Below are 17829 nucleotides of genomic sequence, written 5' to 3' on the forward strand. Positions count from 1 at the left end.
ATGGACGCGGTCCGCATCTATCACAACAACCAGTGCTCCAAGTCGCGCGCCACACTCGCGCTGCTGCAGGAGCGCGGCTGCCAGTGCGAGGTGATCAACTACCTCGACACGCCGCCCAGCATCGATGAACTCGTGCAGCTGCTCGACCAGCTCGGCATGACCGCGCGCGAGCTGATCCGCAAGGGCGAGGCGGAATATGCCGAGCTGGGGCTGGACGATCCCGCGCTGAGCGAGCATGACCTGATCGCGGCGATGTCGCGGTATCCGCGCCTGATCGAGCGGCCGATCGTCGTTGCCAATGGCAGGGCGAAGCTGGGGCGGCCGCCGGAGTCGGTGCTGGGGATTTTGTGATACCCACGGCGTAGGTTGGGGTGAGCCGAAGGCGAACCCACAACATCGTGCGCCGCAAGCGCTTTGCAACGTTGGGGTTCGCTGCGCTCACCCCAACCTACGAAAAAGGCCGCCCTAGGGCGGCCTTTTTCATGCGGTGCAAATACGCTCACGGTTGCAGCGAAAACTCATCCGCATCCATCCACGCCGGAAAGCGCTCGCGATGCGCCAGCAGCGGTGCGGGATCCAGCGTCACCGTCGCCACCTGCTCCTGCGGCCCTAGTTCGATCAATGGCTCGCCCACGGCGTCGAGCACCGCGCTATCGCCCGCGTACGGCAAGTCGTTGCCATCCACGCCGACGCGATTGAGCCCGATCACATAGCTGAGATTTTCGATCGCACGCGCACGCAGCAGCGTGCGCCACGGCTGGCGGCGCGGCGCCGGCCAGTTGGCGACGAACAAGGCCAGGTCGTAATCCATGCCACCCGCGGCAGCTTCCGCGCGGCGGTTGCGCAGCCACACCGGGAAGCGCAGGTCGTAGCAGACCTGCGGCAGGATGCGCCAACCTTTCAGCTCCACGATCAGCCGCTCGCGGCCGCCGCCGTAGCGGGTGTGCTCGCCGGCCATGCGGAACAGATGGCGCTTGTCGTACTGCGCGAAGCTGCCGTCCGGACGCACCCACAGCAGGCGGTTGTACACGGTGTCGCCTTCGCGGATGGCCAGGCTGCCGCACAGGGTGGCGCCGACTTCCTGCGCCAGCGCGCGCAGCCAGGCCACGCCTTCGCCGTCCATGGTTTCCGCGCTGGCGCGGGTGTCGTTGCTGAAGCCGGAGAGAAACGTTTCCGGCAGCACGATCAGGTCGCTCTTGCCCACGCTGCGCACCAGCGCGCCGTAGTAGTCGCGATTGGCCGGCGCGTCGTGCCAGCGGGTGGCGCCCTGTACGAGACTGACGGTCAGAGCTTGCATAGGCGCTCCGCGGCGGCTTCCATGGTGGCGTCGCTCTTGGCGAAGCACAGGCGCACCAGGCGCGTGTCCGGCGCGGTCTCGTAGAACGGCGCCAGCGGGATCGCCGCCACGCCGCCGTGCTTCACCAGCCACTCGCAGAAGGCCACGTCGGACTCGTCGCGGATCGCGGAGTAGTCCACCAGCTGGAAATAACCGCCCGGCACGTCCAGCAGCTTGAAGCGGGACGGCTGGATGAGCGCGCGGAAACGGTCGCGCTTGGCCTGGTAGAACGCCGGCAGCTCCAGGTAATGCTCCGGCGTGCTGGCCATGAATTGCGCGAACGCCACCTGCGCTGGATGGAAGGTGCAGAAGGTGAGGTACTGGTGCACCTTGCGGAATTCCGCCGACAGCGCCGGCGGCGCCACCGCGTAGCCGAGCTTCCAGCCGGTGCAGTGATAGGTCTTGCCGAACGAGGACACCACGATGCTGCGCTCGGCCAGTTCCGCGTGGCGCAATACGCTCTGGTGCAGCGCGCCGTCGAACACGATGTGTTCGTACACCTCGTCGGACAGCACCACGATCTCGGTGTCGCGCACGATCGCCGCGAGTTCGTCCAGGTCCGCCGCCGACAGCACCGCGCCGGAAGGATTGTGCGGGCTGTTGATCAGGATCATCCGCGTGCGCGGCGTGACGGCGTCGCGCACGCGCTGCCAGTCGATGCCGAAGCTGGGCACGGTGAGCGGGATATGCACCGCCTTCGCACCCTGCAGGTCGATCGCCGGCTCGTAGCTGTCGTAGGCCGGGTCGAACACGATCACTTCGTCGCCCGCGCGCACCACCGCGGCGATTGCCGCGAACAGCGCCTCGGTGGCGCCGGAAGTAACGGTGACGTCGGTGCCCGCGTCGATGCGGCGGCCGTACATGCGCTCGGTCTTCAGCGCGATCTGCTCGCGCAGCGCCGGCAGGCCGATGCCCGGCGCGTACTGGTTGCGCCCTTCGGCCATGGCGCGGCTGATCGCATCGCGCAGCGGTTCCGGCGGTTCGAAATCGGGAAAGCCCTGCCCCAGGTTGACCGCCTGGTGCTCGACGGCGAGCTGGCTCATCACGCTGAAGATGGTGGTGCCCACCTTCGGAAGCTTGGTGTCGATACGCATCGAGGCTCTAAGGGTTTGGAAGTCCAAACGGGATGCTAGCACGCGGAAGCTTTCGGGCCTGCGCGCCCACCGCTTTTCAGACTTCCGGACAGGCCCGCTTGCGGCACTGCTCGTGCTTCTGCAGCGTCGCCTGCGGCAGGCGTTCGGCGAGGAAGTCGACGAAGGCGCGCACGCCGGGCAGCAGGCCGCGCCGGCTCGGATAGACGAAGTGCATGGTGCCCTCGGGCACGCTCCAATCCGGCAGCAGCACTTCCAGGTCGCCATTGGTGATGGCCGGCGCGCAGACGAATTCCGGCAGCAGGGTGACGCCGATGCCGCGCCGTGCGGATTCGAGCAGCACGGAGAAATCGCCGCAGATCAAGCGCGGCTGGATATCCACCACGACGCGCTCGTTATCCGCGCCCAGCAGCTCCCAGCTGTGCGCGCCCTCGTGCTCGTTCATGGCCAGCGCGGGGATCGCGGAAATATCCGCGGGCAGCTTCGGCCGTCCGGTCTGTTCCAGCAGCTTGGGGCTGGCCACGATCAGCACGCGCGACTGGCCGAAGGTGCGCATCACCAGGGTGGCGTCGGTATCCAGCTTGGCGCGCACGCGAATCGCCACGTCTACGCCTTCGCCGATCAGATCCACCCGGCGGTTGGTGGCCTGCAGGCGCACCTGCACCTTGGGGTGTTGCGCCAGGAAGTCCGGCAGCACGTGCGCGACGATGGTCTGCGCCAGCGAATTGGGACAGCTCACCCGCACCACGCCGCGCGGCTCGGTGCGCAGCTCGTCCACTGCATCCTGGGCGGCGCGCGCTTCTTCCAGCACGGCGCGGCAGTGCGAATAGAAACGCTCGCCCACCTCGGTGACCACGAAGCGGCGCGTGGTTCGCTGCAGCAGGCGCACTCCGAGGCGGTCCTCCAACTGCGCGATGCGCTTGCTCAGGCGCGACTTGGGGATGCCCAGCGCCCGCCCGGCGGCCGAGAAACCGCCGTGCTCCACCACCGAGGCAAAGAAATAGAGGTCGTTGAGATCCTGCAGGGCGCCGTCGAGTACGCTCATGGTCGTTTCCAATATGAAACAATTCGTTCGTAATCACCCGTCTTATCGGATGATTGTTCCAAGAATATCGTTATTCCCGTCGCCGGCATACCGACCGGCCCCCGAACGAGGAATAGCGCCATGAAAGTCCTGCATATCGATTCCAGCGCCCTGGGCGGCCACTCGGTCTCCCGCGGCCTGACCGCCGCCATCGTAGCCGAGCTGGTCCGCGAACAGCCGGGCGTGGAAGTCACCTACCGCGACCTGGCTGCCCAGCCGATCCCTCACTGGAGCCCGGTGGCCGACGCCGCCGACCCGGCCGCCGTGCTCGGCAGCGCGGTGCTGGAGGAATTCCTGGCCGCCGACGTGATCGTGATCGGCGCCCCGATGTACAACTTCTCCGTGCCCAGCGCGCTGAAGGCCTGGATCGACCGCGTGGCGGTGGCCGGCAAGACCTTCCACTACACCGCGAACGGTCCGGAAGGCCTGGCCAAGGGCAAGCGCGTGGTGATCGCCTCCAGCCGCGGCGGCTTCTACGGCCAGGGCGCTGCCGCCCAGTCGTTCGACTTCCAGGAGCCCTACCTGCGTGCGGTGCTCGGCTTCCTCGGCATCACCGACGTGGAATTCGTCCGCGCCGAAGGCGTGAATGTCAGTGCCGACCACAAGACCGAAGCGCTGAAGACCGCCCAGGCCAGCATCGGCGTGGCGATCCGCAAGGCGGCTTAAGCTCCGCCCCTTCCCCGCTCCACGCAGTACCTTCCACCCCGGCCGGCGCCGCGCAGTTCATCGCGCGGCGTCGGCTTTTCCGGCTTCGTACACGGCCTTGCCGTCGACCCAGGTGCTGAGCGGCTTGAGGTCGGCGACCTGGCGCGGCGGAATGGTCAGCGGGTCGGCATTGAGCACCACGAAGTCGGCGCGCATGCCTTCCTTCAGCATGCCCACCTCGCGCTCCATGAAGGCCGCATAGGCCGCGGTACGGGTAAAGCCGGCCAGGGCCTGGATGCGGCTGACCTTCTGGTCCGGCAGCCAGCCACCCGGGGGCTGGCCCTTCAGGTCCTGGCGGGTGATCGCCGCATAGATGCCCAGCATCGGGTTCGGGCTTTCCACCGGGAAATCCGAGCCGAAGGCCAGCGGCACCTGCTCGTGCAGGAAGCGCTGCCAGGCATAGGCGCCCTTCAGCCTGTCGATGCCCAGGCGCTGCGCGGCCCAGGGCATGTCCGAGGTGGCATGAGTCGGCTGCATCGAGGCGATCAGATGCAGCTTGGCGAAGCGCGGGATGTCCTCCAGCGCCAGGATCTGCGCGTGCTCCACGCGCCAGCGGTGGTCGCCCTGCGCGTCCTTGCCCAGCGCGGCCTGGTAGGTGTCCAGCACCATGCGGTTGCCGCGGTCGCCGATCGCATGGGTGGCCACCTGTACGCCGCATTTGTGCGCCTTTTCCACCGCGACGCGGTAGTCCTCCGGCGAGGTGACGAAGATGCCGCGGTTGCCGTGGTCGTCGCTGTAGTCCTGCAGCAGGGCCGCGCCGCGGCTGCCCAGGGCGCCATCCATGTACAGCTTCACCGTATGCATGCGCAGGCGGCCGCTGTCGTCGATCCACTGCCCGCCCTGCATGCACAGCCATTCCAGCGCGGCATGGTTGCCGTCGGCCATTTCGTACAGGCGCAGCGGGATATTGCCGGCCTTGGCCATCTGCTGCAGCACGCGGAAATCGTCCAGGCTGACACCGGCGTCGTGCACGCCGGTGAGGCCTTGCGCCACCAGTTCCTTGAAGGCGGTGCGGTAGGCATCGCGGGTCTGCGCCGGCGTCAGCGGCGGCACCGCGCTGCCGACCAACGGCTGCGCGCCGTCGACCAGCACGCCGGTGGCGCGCGTGCCGACGCGCACGATGCGGCCGCCGTCCGGCTGCCAGTCGCCGTCGAGCGACTTGCTGGCCTTCTTCATCGCCGCGGTATTGGCCCAGGAAGCGTGGCCATCGATGCGTTCGAGAAAGACCGGGCGATCCGGAAACGCCTGATCCAGATCCGCCGCGCTGGGGAACTGCTTATCCGGCCACAGGTTCTGGTCCCAGCCGCGGCCCAGCAACCAGGCATCCTTCGGCAGCTTCGCGGCGAAGTCCTTCAGGCGCTGGACGATCTCGGCCTTGGAATGCGCGCCGACCAGGTCGGCCTGGCCGCGGATCATGCCTAGGCCGAGTACGTGTCCATGGGCGTCGATCAGGCCGGGGATCACCGTCGCGCCGTGCGCATCCACCGACTCCGAACCGGCGAACTTCTCCTGCAGTTCGGCCGTGGTGCCTACAGCGAGCAGGCGGCCTTCGCCGTCCCAGGCCAGGGCTGTGGCCTCGGGCTTGGCGGGATCCATGGTGTGCACGCGGGCGTTGACGAGCAGCGTGGCGGCCTGCAGCGGTGCGAGGGCGAGCGCCAGCAGCACGGCGGCGGCAAGGCGGCGGGACAGAAGCATGGGCGGCGTCCTGGGGAGGGAATCGCGCCACTTTGCCCGTGCCCGGGCGGGAATGACAAGAAGCGGATGGCGCCGCGCCGGCGGATCAGCAGCCGGCGACGGCGAAGCCTTCCATCGAGCGCTCCTCGTACTGCGCCAGCCGGATGGCGGAACCCAGCCCCGGCATCTCCACGCAGACCGAACGGCCCGAGCGTGCGTGCTCGTCGCGGGCGACTTCCCGCGCCAGCGTGATCGCCGGCCCCAGGCGCAGGCCGCTGAACAGGCAGAAGCCCGAGCGGCAGATATTCCATTGGCCTTCGTGCGAAGGCTTGAGCGCGTAGATGATCATCGTGCTTGCCCCTCTGGGATGAAGTACGCCGGCTTGCGGTCGCGCATCCATGCAACGGCCGCCATACCAGCGTGTGAAGCATGCAACGGCGTGAGGAATCGTCCTATCGGCGTGCGGCACGTCGTTGTGTAGGCGATGGACTACGTATTTGTGGTCCAAGTCTCAATTTCGCCGCCAGCGGCGCATTGACGGCCATGGAGCTTGCTGCCGTGGCATGAGTTCTGCGCTACCGCATCCGCGCCGCGGAACGCACAAACAAAAAGGCGCCCCGGAGTGCGGGGCGCCAAAGCCTAGGGCTCAGGGGCATGAGCCATACAGAAGAACGCCCCGGTCATCGGCTGGCATGAGCCTGAAACTCACCGCCTGACTCGCGGGGCAGATGCAGATTGCGCCTATTCGCCATCGGCACCTAGCGGCGAATGGCGCAAGTTGTTGTAGGGGAATTCCGATCAGCGCCGTCAGCGGCGCCGGCAGTCCCCTGACACGCGGATCAGCCGCCGCGTACCGCCGTGCCCGTAGCCTGCCCGCATTCCGGGCAGAAACGGCTGCCGGCGGGCAGTTCGGCCTGGCAGCCGCCGCATTGCGAAGGATCGGCCAGACGATGACCGCAATCCGGGCAGAACTTGCCGCCGCGCGCTTCGCAACCGCACTGCGGGCAGACCAGCTGACGCTCGGTCTTCACGTCGACCTTGCCGGCCTGGCTCTTGCCGAATTCGACCGCGTTGTCCTTGGCCGCCTGCAGTTGTCCCTGATGCCGGGCCGCCTGCACTTCCGCGGCGAGATCGGGCGCGCAGGTTTCGCACAGGCCCTTCTCGATGCTCCAGCAGCGGTCGCACACATAGTGGTTGCAGCGCGCGCAGCGGTGGAAATGATGTTCGGCCGCGCCGATGGCGTCCTTGAACGCCTCATCGCGCGAGGTCCCCCAGCCCGCCTTGGCCAGCCCTTCCACCGCGTTGTCGATGCCGTTGCTCACGCCGCCCAGCAGATTGCTGGCGAAGCTGCCGATCTCCCGCATCCAGCCCGACGCCTGCCCGCTGCGATAAGGCGCGAATGGCGAGCGCCAGGTGTCGCTGCAGCTCTGGCAATAGAACTCGAACTGGAAGCCCGCGCCGGTGCCGTACTGCTGGCAGAGGTCGCGGTAGTTGCTGGAGAAATGCAGGTCGTCGCTCATCGTTCCCTCGAAGGTGGGCATGCTGGTCCGGGCAAGCCGCGGATTATGCCGAAGGGACATGGCGCCGGCCCGGCCGGCCGCTGGAAGCTGTGGATCAGGCAACAAAAAACCCGCCATAAGGCGGGCTGCGCTTCCAGGCATGAAGGCGGGTGCCGTAGTCCCGGCCGCACTCCTGTGCCCCGAAAAAGAAAAGCCCCATCCATGGGGCTTGCAGCCATCCGTAGCCGCTTCGTCCTTAGTGTCCGGGGCATCGGCAAAGGAGCCTGACTTGCCGGACAGAGATAGTTTGCGGATTTGTCTTACGTGGGTGTAGAGGGAAAAGGCGCGTCGTGTTGTAGGGGAATTCCTACAAATGCCCTGCCCATGCGAAATTCGGAGTTTGCCGCCTCAAGGGCCCGATGGGTTCGAGGCAGAATCAAAGATTCCGCAAGCCGCACTTTTCAGCTGGATAAAGGACAGGGATGCCAAACCCACTGGTCGAAGTGGACAAATTCAAGGCATGGGCCGGCACTTACCCAAGCACCGAACGATATGGCGAATGGGAGTGCGACTACACGGAGTGGCCAGCGCTTCACGCAGCCGTACTCGAATTCGTCGCCAGCCGCCGGTTTGATCACTGGCACCGGGAGGAGCAGTTGCAGGTCCTCTACGCCATCGCGCGCGACAACGAAATCGAATATCTCGCCGAAGAGATCAGGACCCGCCATCCAGAACTGCTGCTATCGCTTGCCCAAGCCTCGCTTGAGATCGATGAACGCGACGCCCGCTGGCAACTCGCCGTCCAGCTGGCGTGGCTCGGCACCCAAGCGGAACCGCTGCTGTTGAAGATGGCTGACGACGAGCACGAATACGTCCGGCGCCGTGCACTGCAATCGCTGCTCCGAATCGATTCGCCCTCGGTCGAAAAATTCGCCCTGGCAGCCTGGCACCGACCTGATGAAGCACAGCAGTGGGCTCGAATGAATACGCTTTATTGCCTGCAAGGCATCAGCTCATCTCAGCTTCCGGCGTTATTGGCCGAAGCCGAAAAGGACGAGCGCCCATACCTTCGCGAGTACGCCGGCCGGATCATGCGAGGAGAATGTCTTGATTAGCCGTTTCGACCTGGACTGACCAGTTGCGGCAACCCATTCCAGAAAACAAAAAACCCCGCCGAAGCGGGGTTTTTCATGCATTTCTGGAATGTCGTGCGACACGCCTGAAACTTCGATTGGTGCCCAAGGGGGGACTCGAACCCCCACGACTTGCGTCGCTACCACCTCAAGGTAGTGCGTCTACCAATTCCGCCACCTGGGCAGGTGTCTTGCTGTTACTTCTTTTCCGGCGTCGAAGCCGGCTTGGCCGGAGCGGTCGCCGCGGGGACTTCGGCGCTCTGGGCCGGAGTCGTGGCCGCCGGGACGTCGCCGGCCGGCTTGGTCGCCTGCGGGACTTCCGCGTTGGCCGGGGCCGAGGGCTGCGCATTCTGCGTGGCGGCCGGCGGGTTGGCAAGGCCGGACATCACGCCGAGATCCGCGCCGCCGTTCTGCGGTGCGCCGTGGCGGCTCAGGTAGATACCCATGCCGAGGCTGAGCACGAAAAACAGCGCGGCCAGCACGGCCGTGGCGCGGGTCATGAAGCTGGACGAGCCGCGCGCACCGAACACGGTGGCCGAGGCGCCGCCGCCGAAACCGGAACCCGCATCGGCACCGGCACCGCGCTGCATCAGGATCAGCACGATCATCGCCGCGGCGATCAGGATGTAGAAAACGCTGAAGATGACGAACATGGTTTCCAGAGAATCCGTGCGTTCAATGCGCGGCGGCGCAGATCGCGAGGAAATCGGCCGAGGTCAGACATGCACCTCCGACGAGCCCCCCATCTACGTCCGCCTGCGCGAATAATTCCGCGGCGTTGGCCGGCTTGACGCTGCCGCCATAAAGCAGCCGAGTCAGACGGGCGATCATAGCATCCTGCCGGGCCAGTTGGCTACGGATGAATCCGTGGACCTCCTGGGCCTGCTCCGGCGTGGCGGTGAGGCCGGTGCCGATGGCCCAGACCGGTTCATAGGCGATCACCGCGGTATCGAAGCTCGCCACGCCGTTGAGCGCCAGCACGGCGTGCAGCTGGCGGGCGATCACCGCCTCGGTCTCGCCGGCCTCGCGCTGCGCCAAGGTCTCGCCCACGCACAGCACCGGAGTGAGGCCGCCGGCGCGGGCGGCGGCGAACTTGCGCGCCACCAGCTCGTCGCTCTCGTGGTGGTACTGGCGGCGCTCGGAATGGCCGACCAGGGTCCACTGCGCGCCCACGTCCTGCAGCATCGCCGCGGAGACTTCGCCGGTATACGCGCCCTGCCCCTCGTGCTCGCTCACGTCCTGGCCGCCGAAGCCCAGGCCCGAACCGGCATGCTGCGCGGCCAGCTCGGCGATATAGGGAAACGGCGGGAACACCACCGCATCGATCGACGCCGGCAGGCCGGCCGCGATCTCGCTCGCCAGCGCGGCGGCCATCGAGCGGCTGCCGTGCATCTTCCAGTTACCGGCAACGAGCTTCTTGCGCATGGCGCGTCTCCCTAAGGTTCAAAGCGCGGCAGCTTAGCGAGCGCTCCCTGGCCCGGCAACGGCGCGGGCGCTGGCGCGTTCGGCCGACTGACCGCAAGATCGCGTCTCCACCCGCGCACCGAAGGAACCGGCATGCCGCAGTCCCGCCCCTTGAGCCTGATCACCGGCGCCTCCGCCGGCATCGGCGCCGCCTTCGCACGCGAACTGGCCGCGCGTGGCCACGATCTGGTGCTCACCGCGCGCCGCACGGACCGGCTGGAAGCGCTGGCGGAAGAACTTCGCGGCAAGCACAACGGCAGCGTGACCGTGCTGCCGGCCGATCTCGCCGACCCCGCCGCGCCGCAGCAACTGCAGGCCGCGCTGGCCGAACGCCAGCTCGCCGTGGACTGGCTGATCAACAACGCCGGCTATGGCCTGCCCGGCACCTTCGACGCCAATACCTGGGAAGACCATGCGGCCTTTATCCAGGTGCTGATGACCGCCCCCACCGAACTGGCCTGGCGCCTGCTGCCCGGCATGCGCGAGCGCGGCTACGGCCGCATCGTCAACGTCGCCTCGCTCGCGGGCCATGTGCCGGGTACGGCGGGGCACACGCTGTACGGCGCATCCAAGGCGTATCTGATCAAGTTCTCGCAATCGCTCGCGCTGGAAAACCGCCACCTCGGCGTCCACGTCTGCGCGCTGTGCCCGGGCTTCACCTGGTCGGAATTCCACGACGTCACCGGCACGCGCGAACTGATGAACCAGATGCCGCGCTTCATGTGGCAGACCGCGGAAGAGGTGGTGCGCGAAGCCTGCGATGCGGTCGAGCAAGGCGACATCGTGCGCGTCACCGGCCGCGTCAATCGCTTGATCAAAGCGCTGGTGAAGCTGCTGCCGGACCGCATGGCGCTGGCCTTGTCGGCGCGCGAATCGCGGCGCTACCGGCAGACCGCGTCGCACTGAATCACGGGCGTTTGCAGGTCAGTGTGTCGCCCACCACGAAGCTGCCGCCGCGCATTACCTGCCAGTCGACGCGCAAGTCGCCATCGGCCGTGCGCACATAGACGAACTTCTGCGCCGGCTGCACCTCCGGCGCGGAGGTCCACGTCAGCGTGTCGCCTTCCCATCCGCCGGCACTGAAACGGCGCGCGCCGCCGAAGTTGTCGACGATGGCCGCATTGAACTGCTTGTCCTTTGCGTCGTACGTCCACGCCTCCACCGCGCGATAAGTATTCGGCGCGATATCGTCGTGATGCTTGAGCACACCGGCGCCGCCGAGTTCGCTATCGAAGCGCATGGTCGAGGCGATCTTCTTGCCGCTGGCGGGAAACACGCCAGCGCAATGCCAGCTGCCCAGCAGCGGCTGCATGGCCTGGATGGGGGACGGCGCGTCCGCGGCGCTGGCCGCGCCGCCGAGCAGGATCAAGGCGAACAGGAACGGAACACGCATCGCGGCATCTCCGCATCGAAGTGCCGCGAGGCTAGCGGACTCCCGGCCGGCGCGTACCGACCGGAAGTCATGCATGAGCGTCAGATCAGCCCGGCTTAGATCAAGCCGATCAGATCGAGCCGATCAAATCAGCCCGATCAAATCAGCCCAATTAAATCAGCTTGATCTCGCGCAGCCGCTGCTGCAGATACTCATGCGAGGTGATCGACGTGTCGTAGCGGCTCGGATTATCCGGCGTCACGCACTGCGGCAGCGGATCCAGCACCACGTCCGGATTCGGATGCAGGAAGAACGGCACCGAATAGCGCGGCTTGCGCGCATTGGCGTTCTGCGGGTTCACCACGCGGTGCGTGGTGGACGGATACACGTGGTTGGTCAGGCGCTGCAGCATGTCGCCGATATTCACCACGATGGCGTCGCCCTCGGTGGTGATCGGCAGCCACTCGCCCTCGCGGGTCAGCACTTCCAGACCCTCGGCGCTGGCGCCGACCAGCAGGGTGATGAAGTTGATGTCCTCGTGGGCGCCCGCGCGCACGTTCGGGATGTTCTCCTCGGTGATCGGCGGGTAATGGATCGGACGCAGGATGGAATTGCCCTGGTCGGTCTTGTCCTCGAAATAGTTCTCCGGCATGCCGATGTGCAGGGCCAGCGCGCGCAGCACGCGGGTGCCGAGCTGGTCCAGCGCCTCGAACAGGCCGTAGCCGTAGGGCTTGAACGCGGGCACTTCCTCCGGCCACAGGTTCGGCGCCATCACCTCGGCGAAGCGGGAGTCGCGCGGAATTTCGCGGCCCACGTGCCAGAACTCCTTGAGGTCGGCGTACTTGCTGTCCTTGGCGGTCTCCACCTTGAACGGGGTGTAGCCGCGCGCGCCGCCGCTGCCGGGCACGTGGTACTTCTGCTTGGTCTCGGCCGGCAGCGCGAAGAACTGCTGGAAGGCCTGGTAGGCGTTGTCGATCAGCTCCGGCGCGATGCCGTGCCCGCTGATGCCGCAGAAGCCGTATTCGCGGTAGGCGGCGCCCAGTTCCGCCACGAAGGCTTCGCGGTCGGTGTCGTAGCGGCGGATGTCGAGGGTGGGAACCCGTTTGACGGTCGTATTCATGTGTCGTGATCCACAGGTAGGCGTGCGGTCGATTTGTCGAACCCGCCACCGCAGGGGCGGGGCACGTCGGGCCAATCCTTGGCGACCTGGGCGGGGCTGGGTCTTACGACCGCCCCCGCTGGCTCACGAGCGTTCGGCCGCGGATTTTACGACCTCCGCCAGCTGCTCCGCCATCCGCCTCACCTCGGCCTCGTCGGCGGCCTCCACCGTCACCCGCACCAGCGGCTCGGTGCCGGAGGCGCGCAGCACCACCCGGCCGCGGCCGCGCAGGGCTTCCTCGGTCTCGGCCAGGGCCTGCTTCACCTCGTCGCTGTGCAGCGATTCGCGCGCACCGTTGGCGCGCACGTTGATCATGATCTGCGGCATTTTGTAGAGACCCTGGCGCGCCTCGGCCAGGTCGCGCCCGCCAAGAGCCTCCAGCACCGCCAGCGCCGAGACGATGCCGTCGCCGGTGCTGGCGCGGTCCAGACACAGGATATGGCCGGAGGTCTCGCCGCCCAGCTGGCCACCGTGCTCCTTCAGCTTCTGCAACACGTAGCGGTCGCCCACGTTGGCGCGGATCAGGTCGACGTCCAGCGCGCCCAGCGCCTGCTGCAGGCCGTAGTTGCTCATCAGGGTGCCGACCACCGGCCCCTTCAGGCGGCCCTGCGCGGCCCAGGCGCGGGCCAGGATGAACAGCATGTCGTCGCCGTCGGCCAGCACGCCTTCGCGGTCCACCATCTGCACGCGGTCGCCGTCGCCGTCGAAAGCGATGCCGATGTCGGCGTGGTGTTCCAGCACCGCCAGCTGCAGGGTCTGCGGATGGGTCGAGCCCACCCCGCGGTTGATATTGAAACCGTCCGGCTTGTGGCCGATGGCGATCACCTCGGCGCCGAGCTCGGAGAACACCTTCGGCGCCACCTGGTAGGTCGCGCCGTTGGCGCAGTCCAGCACGATGCGCATGCCGCGCAGGGTGAACTCGCTGTCGGCCAGGGTGCGCTTGCAGAACTCGATATAGCGCCCGCCCGCGTCGTCGATGCGGCTGGCCTTGCCCAGGCGCTCGGGGGACTCGGTGGTGAACTCGGCATCCAGGCCCAGCTCGATCGCCGCTTCCACGTCGTCGGAGAGCTTCTCGCCGGTGGCGGAGAAGAACTTGATGCCGTTGTCCTGGTGCGGATTGTGCGAGGCACTGATCACGATGCCGGCCTGCGCACGCAGCGAGCGCGTAAGGAAGGCCACCGCGGGCGTCGGCATCGGGCCGAGCAGGCCCACGTCCACGCCCGCCGCGACCAGGCCTGCTTCCAGCGCGGCCTCGAACATATAGCCGGACACGCGGGTGTCCTTGCCGATCAGCACCTTCGGCCGCCCTTCGCGGCTGTCGCGCGCCAGCGCCATGCCGGCGGCGCGGCCCAGGCGCAGCATGAAATCCGCGCTGATCGGCCACTGGCCGACCGGCCCGCGAATGCCATCGGTGCCGAAGTATTTGCGTTCGCTCATGGGGATCCTTTCATCGCGCCGGATGGCGCGGTTGGTTGCTTATTCGTCGTCGGGCCAGCGCGGCGCGGCCGGACGCGGGTCCTTGCGCACCGCGGGCTCCCCTGCAGCCACGGCTTGCCATACCGCCAAAGCATCGACCGTAGCGGCCACATCATGTACGCGCACCATACGGGCGCCACGTTGCACGGCGATGAGCGCGGCGGCCACCGAACCTGCCGCGCGCTGCGCGGGATCCTCGCGGCCGGTGAGCTTGCCGATCATCGTCTTGCGCGACAGCCCCACGTAGCAGCCGCTGCCGAGGTTGCCGAAGCGCTCCAGCGCGCGCAGCAGGGCCAGGTTGTGTTCCAGCGTCTTGCCGAAGCCGAAGCCCGGGTCGACCAGCACCAGGCGCTTGTCGATGCCCGAGAGCTCGCAGGCGAACAGCCGGTCGGTGAGGAAGCGGTGCACTTCGCCCACCACGTCGTCGTAGCGCGGATCGTCCTGCATGCCGCGCGGCTCGCCCAGCATGTGCATCAGGCACACCGGCACGCGCAGTGCGGCGGCGGCATCCAGCGCGCCGTCGCGGCGCAGCGCGTAGACGTCGTTGATCATGCCCGCGCCCGCGGCCACCGCGGCGCGCATCACTTCGGGCTTGGAGGTGTCGACCGCGATGGGCAGCGCGGTGCGCGCGGCCAACTGCTCGATCACCGGGATCACCCGGCGCAGCTCTTCCTCCAGCGGCACGTCGTCCGCGCCCGGGCGGGTGGATTCGCCGCCCACGTCGAGCATGTCCGCGCCCTCTTCCGCCAGGCGCAGGCCATGCGCCACCGCCGCTTCCGCGGTGGCATGGCTGCCGCCGTCGGAGAACGAATCGGGCGTGACATTGACGATGCCGACCACGCGCGGACGGTCCAGCACCAGGCGGCGGCCGTTGCAGTCGAGCACGGTGGCGAAGAGATCGGCGGCGGACATGGTCACTCCTGGCTCAAGCCTGCGGCGCGGCGCTCAGCCGGCGCCGCCCAGCGCGCCCATGAACTGGCGGTAGTAGCGCAGCTCCTCGATGGAGTCGCGGATATCCGACAGCGCGGTATGCGCGGATTCCTTGCTGAAGTTCTTGCAGATGCTCGGCGACCAGCGGCGCGACAGCTCCTTGAGCGTGGACACGTCGAGGTTGCGGTAATGGAAATAGCGTTCCAGCCGCGGCATCTGCCGGTGCATGAAGCGGCGGTCCTGGCAGATCGAGTTGCCGCACATCGGCGACTTGCCGGCCGGCACCCAGGCCTTGAGGAACTCCACCGTGGCCGCCTCGGCCGCCGCATGGTCGTCGGCGGAAGCCAGCACCTGCTCCCACAGGCCGGACTTGCGGTGCTGGTTGCGGTTCCACGCATCCATCGCCTCCAGGCGCTCCACCTCGTGGCGGATCGCGAACACCGGGCCTTCGGCCAGGATGTTCAATTCCTTGTCGGTCACGATGGTGGCGATTTCGAGAATCGAGTCGTTATCGGTATCCAGACCGGTCATTTCCAGGTCGATCCAGATCAGATTTTCTTCGTTCGCTAGGCTCATGCTCCCTCCTGGGCGCGCAGTCTAGCAGCACGAAAGCCCGGTCCTGGGCGGCGTATGCCCATTGGCCGGCCATCCTGTGCAAGCGGACACACCTGGACGGCCATGCGATCATCCCCGGCATGCAGACGTTCTTCTGGCACGACTACGAGACCAGCGGCGCCGACCCCTGGCGCGACCGCCCCCTGCAGTTCGCGGGCATCCGCACCACGATGGAGCTGGAGATCGTCGGCGAGCCGGTGATGTTCTTCGGCAAGCCCCCGCGCGAGCTGCCCCCTGCCCCGGAGGCCTGCCTGATCACCGGCATCGCGCCCCAGCAGGCCGAGCGCGACGGCGTGGGCGAGGCCGAGTTCGCCGCGCGCGTGCACGAGCAGCTGGCCGCGCCGGGCACCTGCGGGGTGGGCTACAACTCGCTGCGCTTCGATGACGAGTTCACCCGGCAGATGCTCTACCGCAACTTCCACGAGCCCTACGGGCGCGAATGGGAGAACGGCAATTCGCGCTGGGACCTGATCGACCTGGTGCGCATGTGCGCGGCCCTGCGCCCCGAAGGCATCGCCTGGCCCACCCGCGAGGACGGCACGCTCAGCTTCCGGCTGGAGCACCTGGCCAGCGCCAACCGCCTCACCCAGGAGCGCGCGCATGACGCGCTGTCGGACGTGCACGCGCTGATCGACCTGGCCCGCCTGATCCGCGTGCGCCAGCCGCGCCTGTGGGACTGGCACTACGCGCTGCGCCGCAAGCAGAAGGTGTTCGAGCTGCTGGACGTGGTGAACATGACGCCGGTGCTGCACGTGTCCTCGCGCTATCCGGCCAGCCGCTATTGCCTGGCCATGGTGGCGCCGATCGCGGCGCATCCGACGCGGCCGGGCGAGATCATCGTGTACGACCTGTCGGGCGACCCTTCGCTGCTGCTGGCGCTGGACGAGGAAGAGATCGCCGACCGCATGTTCACCGCCCGCGCCGACCTGCCCGAAGGGGTGGAGCGCATCCCGCTGCGCACCGTGCGCGCCAACCGCTCGCCGGCGCTGGCGCCGCTGTCGGTGCTCAAGGGCACCGACACCGCCCGCCTGCAGCTGGACGTCGAGCGCTGCCTGGCCAACCGCGACGTGCTGGCCGCCGCCGAGGGCCTGGCCGAGAAGCTGCGCCGGGTGTTCCAGCGCGCCAGCGACCTGCCGCCGCCGGCCGATCCGGAGCTGGCCATCTACGGCGGCTTCCTGCCCGACTCCGACAAGCGCCTGCTGGCCGAAGTGCGCGCCACGCCGCCGGAACAGCTGGGCACGCGCGACTTCCCGTTCCGCGACCCGCGTTATCCCGAGCTGCTGTTCCGCTACCGCGCGCGCAACTGGCCGCAGACGCTGACGCCGGAGGAACACCAGCGCTGGGATGCGTTCCGCCGCGACCGCCTGTTCAAGTCCACGCCGCTGACGAACCTGACCCTGCCCGACTACTTCGCCCGCCTCGCGCAGCTGCGCGGCGAACTGGCGCAGGACACCGGCAAGCTCGCCCTGCTCGATCAACTGCAAGCCTGGGGCGAACAGCTCGCCGCGGATCTTGCGCCCCTGCCCGCCTGACCCTTACCGACCATGGCCAACGCTTACTTCACGCCCGCCACTTTCCGTTTTCTCCGTGCCCTCGAACGCAACAACAGCCGCGAATGGTTTCTGGCGCACAAGCCGGAATACGAACGCGACGTGCGCGATCCGTTCCTGCAGCTGATTGCCGACATGCAGGCGCCGCTGATCAAGATCAGCGCGCATTACCGCGCCGACTCGCGCAAGAACGGCGGCTCGCTGTTCCGCATCCATCGCGACACGCGCTTTTCCAACGACAAGCAGCCGTACAAGCCCTGGCAGGGTGCGCGCTTCTTCCACGAGCGGCGGCACGAGATTCCGGCGCCGTCGTTCTATGTGCATATCCAGCCGGGCGATTGCTTTGCCGGCGGCGGCATGTGGCATCCGGAATCGGATGCCCTGAAGCGCATCCGCGCCTTCCTCGCCGACAATCCGGCGGCATGGAAGAAGGCCACGCAGAGCAAGACCTTCCGCGAGCATTTCACGTTCTGGGGCGAGACCCTGACGCGCCCGCCGCGCGGGTTCGATCCGGCGCACGAGCTGATCGAGGACATCAAGCGCAAGGACTTCGCCGCCGGTGAAGGCTTCGACGAGAAGCTGGCCTGCTCGGCGGAGCTGCGGCCGTGGATGGTGGAGACGTACAAGCGGCTGGCGCCGATGGTGGATTATCTGTGCGCCACGCAGGAATTGGATTTCTAAGGCGCTGGCGTAGGTTGGGGTGAGCCGCAGGCGAACCCCAACATCACCCTGCACGTCGCC

Annotated in this window: 19 protein-coding genes and 1 tRNA gene; 6 read left to right on the forward strand and 14 right to left on the reverse strand. The window is 67.5% G+C overall.

All coding sequences use genetic code 11. From position 1 onward, the window contains the following. Positions 1 to 351, forward strand: a complete 351-nt coding sequence (gene arsC / locus KK141_RS10855) for an arsenate reductase (glutaredoxin) (RefSeq protein WP_214572058.1) — start codon at positions 1 to 3, stop codon at positions 349 to 351. Positions 352 to 499: 148 nt separating this feature from the next. Here arsC and KK141_RS10860 read toward each other — a convergent pair whose 3' ends face one another. From KK141_RS10860 to KK141_RS10870, 3 genes are all read right to left on the reverse strand, one after another. Next, positions 500 to 1297: an amidohydrolase gene (locus KK141_RS10860; RefSeq protein WP_214572057.1), complete on the reverse strand. Its 798-nt coding sequence runs from the start codon at positions 1295 to 1297 to the stop codon at positions 500 to 502. After that, positions 1285 to 2430, reverse strand: coding sequence for a pyridoxal phosphate-dependent aminotransferase (locus tag KK141_RS10865; RefSeq protein ID WP_214572056.1), 1146 nt, complete (start codon positions 2428 to 2430; stop codon positions 1285 to 1287). The genes KK141_RS10860 and KK141_RS10865 overlap by 13 nt, the downstream gene beginning before the upstream one ends. Positions 2431 to 2506: 76 nt before the next feature. Further along, positions 2507 to 3472, reverse strand: a complete 966-nt coding sequence (locus KK141_RS10870) for a LysR substrate-binding domain-containing protein (protein WP_214572055.1) — start codon at positions 3470 to 3472, stop codon at positions 2507 to 2509. Positions 3473 to 3592: 120 nt separating this feature from the next. On the opposite strand from KK141_RS10870, the gene KK141_RS10875 reads away from it, so the two are divergent. Then, on the forward strand, positions 3593 to 4177 hold the full coding sequence (locus KK141_RS10875; RefSeq protein ID WP_214572054.1) for an FMN-dependent NADH-azoreductase: 585 nt from the start codon (positions 3593 to 3595) through the stop codon (positions 4175 to 4177). Between the two features lie 57 nt (positions 4178 to 4234). Here KK141_RS10875 and KK141_RS10880 read toward each other — a convergent pair whose 3' ends face one another. From KK141_RS10880 to KK141_RS10890, 3 genes are all read right to left on the reverse strand, one after another. Further along, on the reverse strand, positions 4235 to 5911 hold the full coding sequence (locus KK141_RS10880) for an amidohydrolase (protein WP_214572053.1): 1677 nt from the start codon (positions 5909 to 5911) through the stop codon (positions 4235 to 4237). A gap of 85 nt (positions 5912 to 5996) precedes the next feature. Beyond that, the gene (locus KK141_RS10885) at positions 5997 to 6239 is read right to left on the reverse strand and encodes a hypothetical protein (RefSeq protein ID WP_214572052.1); all 243 of its coding nucleotides are present in this window, start codon (positions 6237 to 6239) and stop codon (positions 5997 to 5999) included. A 490-nt stretch (positions 6240 to 6729) separates the two neighbouring features. Continuing rightward, positions 6730 to 7431, reverse strand: coding sequence for a zinc ribbon domain-containing protein (locus KK141_RS10890; RefSeq protein WP_214587341.1), 702 nt, complete (start codon positions 7429 to 7431; stop codon positions 6730 to 6732). Positions 7432 to 7871: 440 nt separating this feature from the next. Between KK141_RS10890 and KK141_RS10895 the strand changes: the two genes are divergently transcribed. Next, positions 7872 to 8504 (forward strand): HEAT repeat domain-containing protein, encoded by a 633-nt coding sequence (locus KK141_RS10895; protein ID WP_214572050.1) that lies wholly within the window; start codon positions 7872 to 7874, stop codon positions 8502 to 8504. 117 nt (positions 8505 to 8621) lie between these two features. Here the strand turns inward: KK141_RS10895 and KK141_RS10900 are convergent. From KK141_RS10900 to tpiA, 3 genes are all read right to left on the reverse strand, one after another. Continuing rightward, positions 8622 to 8706, reverse strand: a tRNA-Leu gene (locus tag KK141_RS10900). A gap of 13 nt (positions 8707 to 8719) precedes the next feature. After that, the gene (gene secG, locus KK141_RS10905) at positions 8720 to 9175 is read right to left on the reverse strand and encodes a preprotein translocase subunit SecG (protein ID WP_214572049.1); all 456 of its coding nucleotides are present in this window, start codon (positions 9173 to 9175) and stop codon (positions 8720 to 8722) included. 22 nt (positions 9176 to 9197) lie between these two features. After that, positions 9198 to 9947 (reverse strand): triose-phosphate isomerase, encoded by a 750-nt coding sequence (tpiA, locus tag KK141_RS10910; RefSeq protein WP_214572048.1) that lies wholly within the window; start codon positions 9945 to 9947, stop codon positions 9198 to 9200. Positions 9948 to 10079: 132 nt separating this feature from the next. Between tpiA and KK141_RS10915 the strand changes: the two genes are divergently transcribed. Beyond that, positions 10080 to 10892 (forward strand): SDR family oxidoreductase, encoded by an 813-nt coding sequence (locus tag KK141_RS10915; RefSeq protein WP_214572047.1) that lies wholly within the window; start codon positions 10080 to 10082, stop codon positions 10890 to 10892. A gap of 1 nt (position 10893) precedes the next feature. On the opposite strand, the gene KK141_RS10920 is transcribed toward KK141_RS10915, so the two are convergent. The 5 genes from KK141_RS10920 to orn all read right to left on the reverse strand — a co-directional run bounded on the left by KK141_RS10920 (position 10894) and on the right by orn (position 15499). Then, positions 10894 to 11379: a hypothetical protein gene (locus KK141_RS10920; protein WP_214572046.1), complete on the reverse strand. Its 486-nt coding sequence runs from the start codon at positions 11377 to 11379 to the stop codon at positions 10894 to 10896. A gap of 151 nt (positions 11380 to 11530) precedes the next feature. Continuing rightward, positions 11531 to 12478 (reverse strand): 2-oxoglutarate and iron-dependent oxygenase domain-containing protein, encoded by a 948-nt coding sequence (locus tag KK141_RS10925; RefSeq protein WP_214572045.1) that lies wholly within the window; start codon positions 12476 to 12478, stop codon positions 11531 to 11533. Between the two features lie 123 nt (positions 12479 to 12601). Continuing rightward, positions 12602 to 13954 carry a phosphoglucosamine mutase gene (gene glmM / locus KK141_RS10930; protein WP_214572044.1) on the reverse strand — a complete coding sequence of 451 codons (1353 nt, stop codon included), beginning with the start codon at positions 13952 to 13954 and terminating at the stop codon, positions 12602 to 12604. A 39-nt stretch (positions 13955 to 13993) separates the two neighbouring features. After that, positions 13994 to 14905, reverse strand: a complete 912-nt coding sequence (gene folP, locus KK141_RS10935) for a dihydropteroate synthase (protein WP_214572043.1) — start codon at positions 14903 to 14905, stop codon at positions 13994 to 13996. A 33-nt stretch (positions 14906 to 14938) separates the two neighbouring features. Next, on the reverse strand, positions 14939 to 15499 hold the full coding sequence (orn, locus tag KK141_RS10940; RefSeq protein ID WP_214572042.1) for an oligoribonuclease: 561 nt from the start codon (positions 15497 to 15499) through the stop codon (positions 14939 to 14941). Between the two features lie 119 nt (positions 15500 to 15618). Here orn and sbcB point away from each other — a divergent pair, with 119 nt between their 5' ends. Next, on the forward strand, positions 15619 to 17070 hold the full coding sequence (gene sbcB / locus KK141_RS10945; RefSeq protein ID WP_214572041.1) for an exodeoxyribonuclease I: 1452 nt from the start codon (positions 15619 to 15621) through the stop codon (positions 17068 to 17070). A 12-nt stretch (positions 17071 to 17082) separates the two neighbouring features. Further along, the gene (locus KK141_RS10950; RefSeq protein ID WP_214572040.1) at positions 17083 to 17769 is read left to right on the forward strand and encodes a DUF2461 domain-containing protein; all 687 of its coding nucleotides are present in this window, start codon (positions 17083 to 17085) and stop codon (positions 17767 to 17769) included. Positions 17770 to 17829: the final 60 nt, after the last annotated feature.

Source organism: Dyella sp. LX-66 (genome assembly GCF_018599165.1).
In the GTDB taxonomy this organism is placed as follows: domain Bacteria; phylum Pseudomonadota; class Gammaproteobacteria; order Xanthomonadales; family Rhodanobacteraceae; genus Dyella_D; species Dyella_D marensis.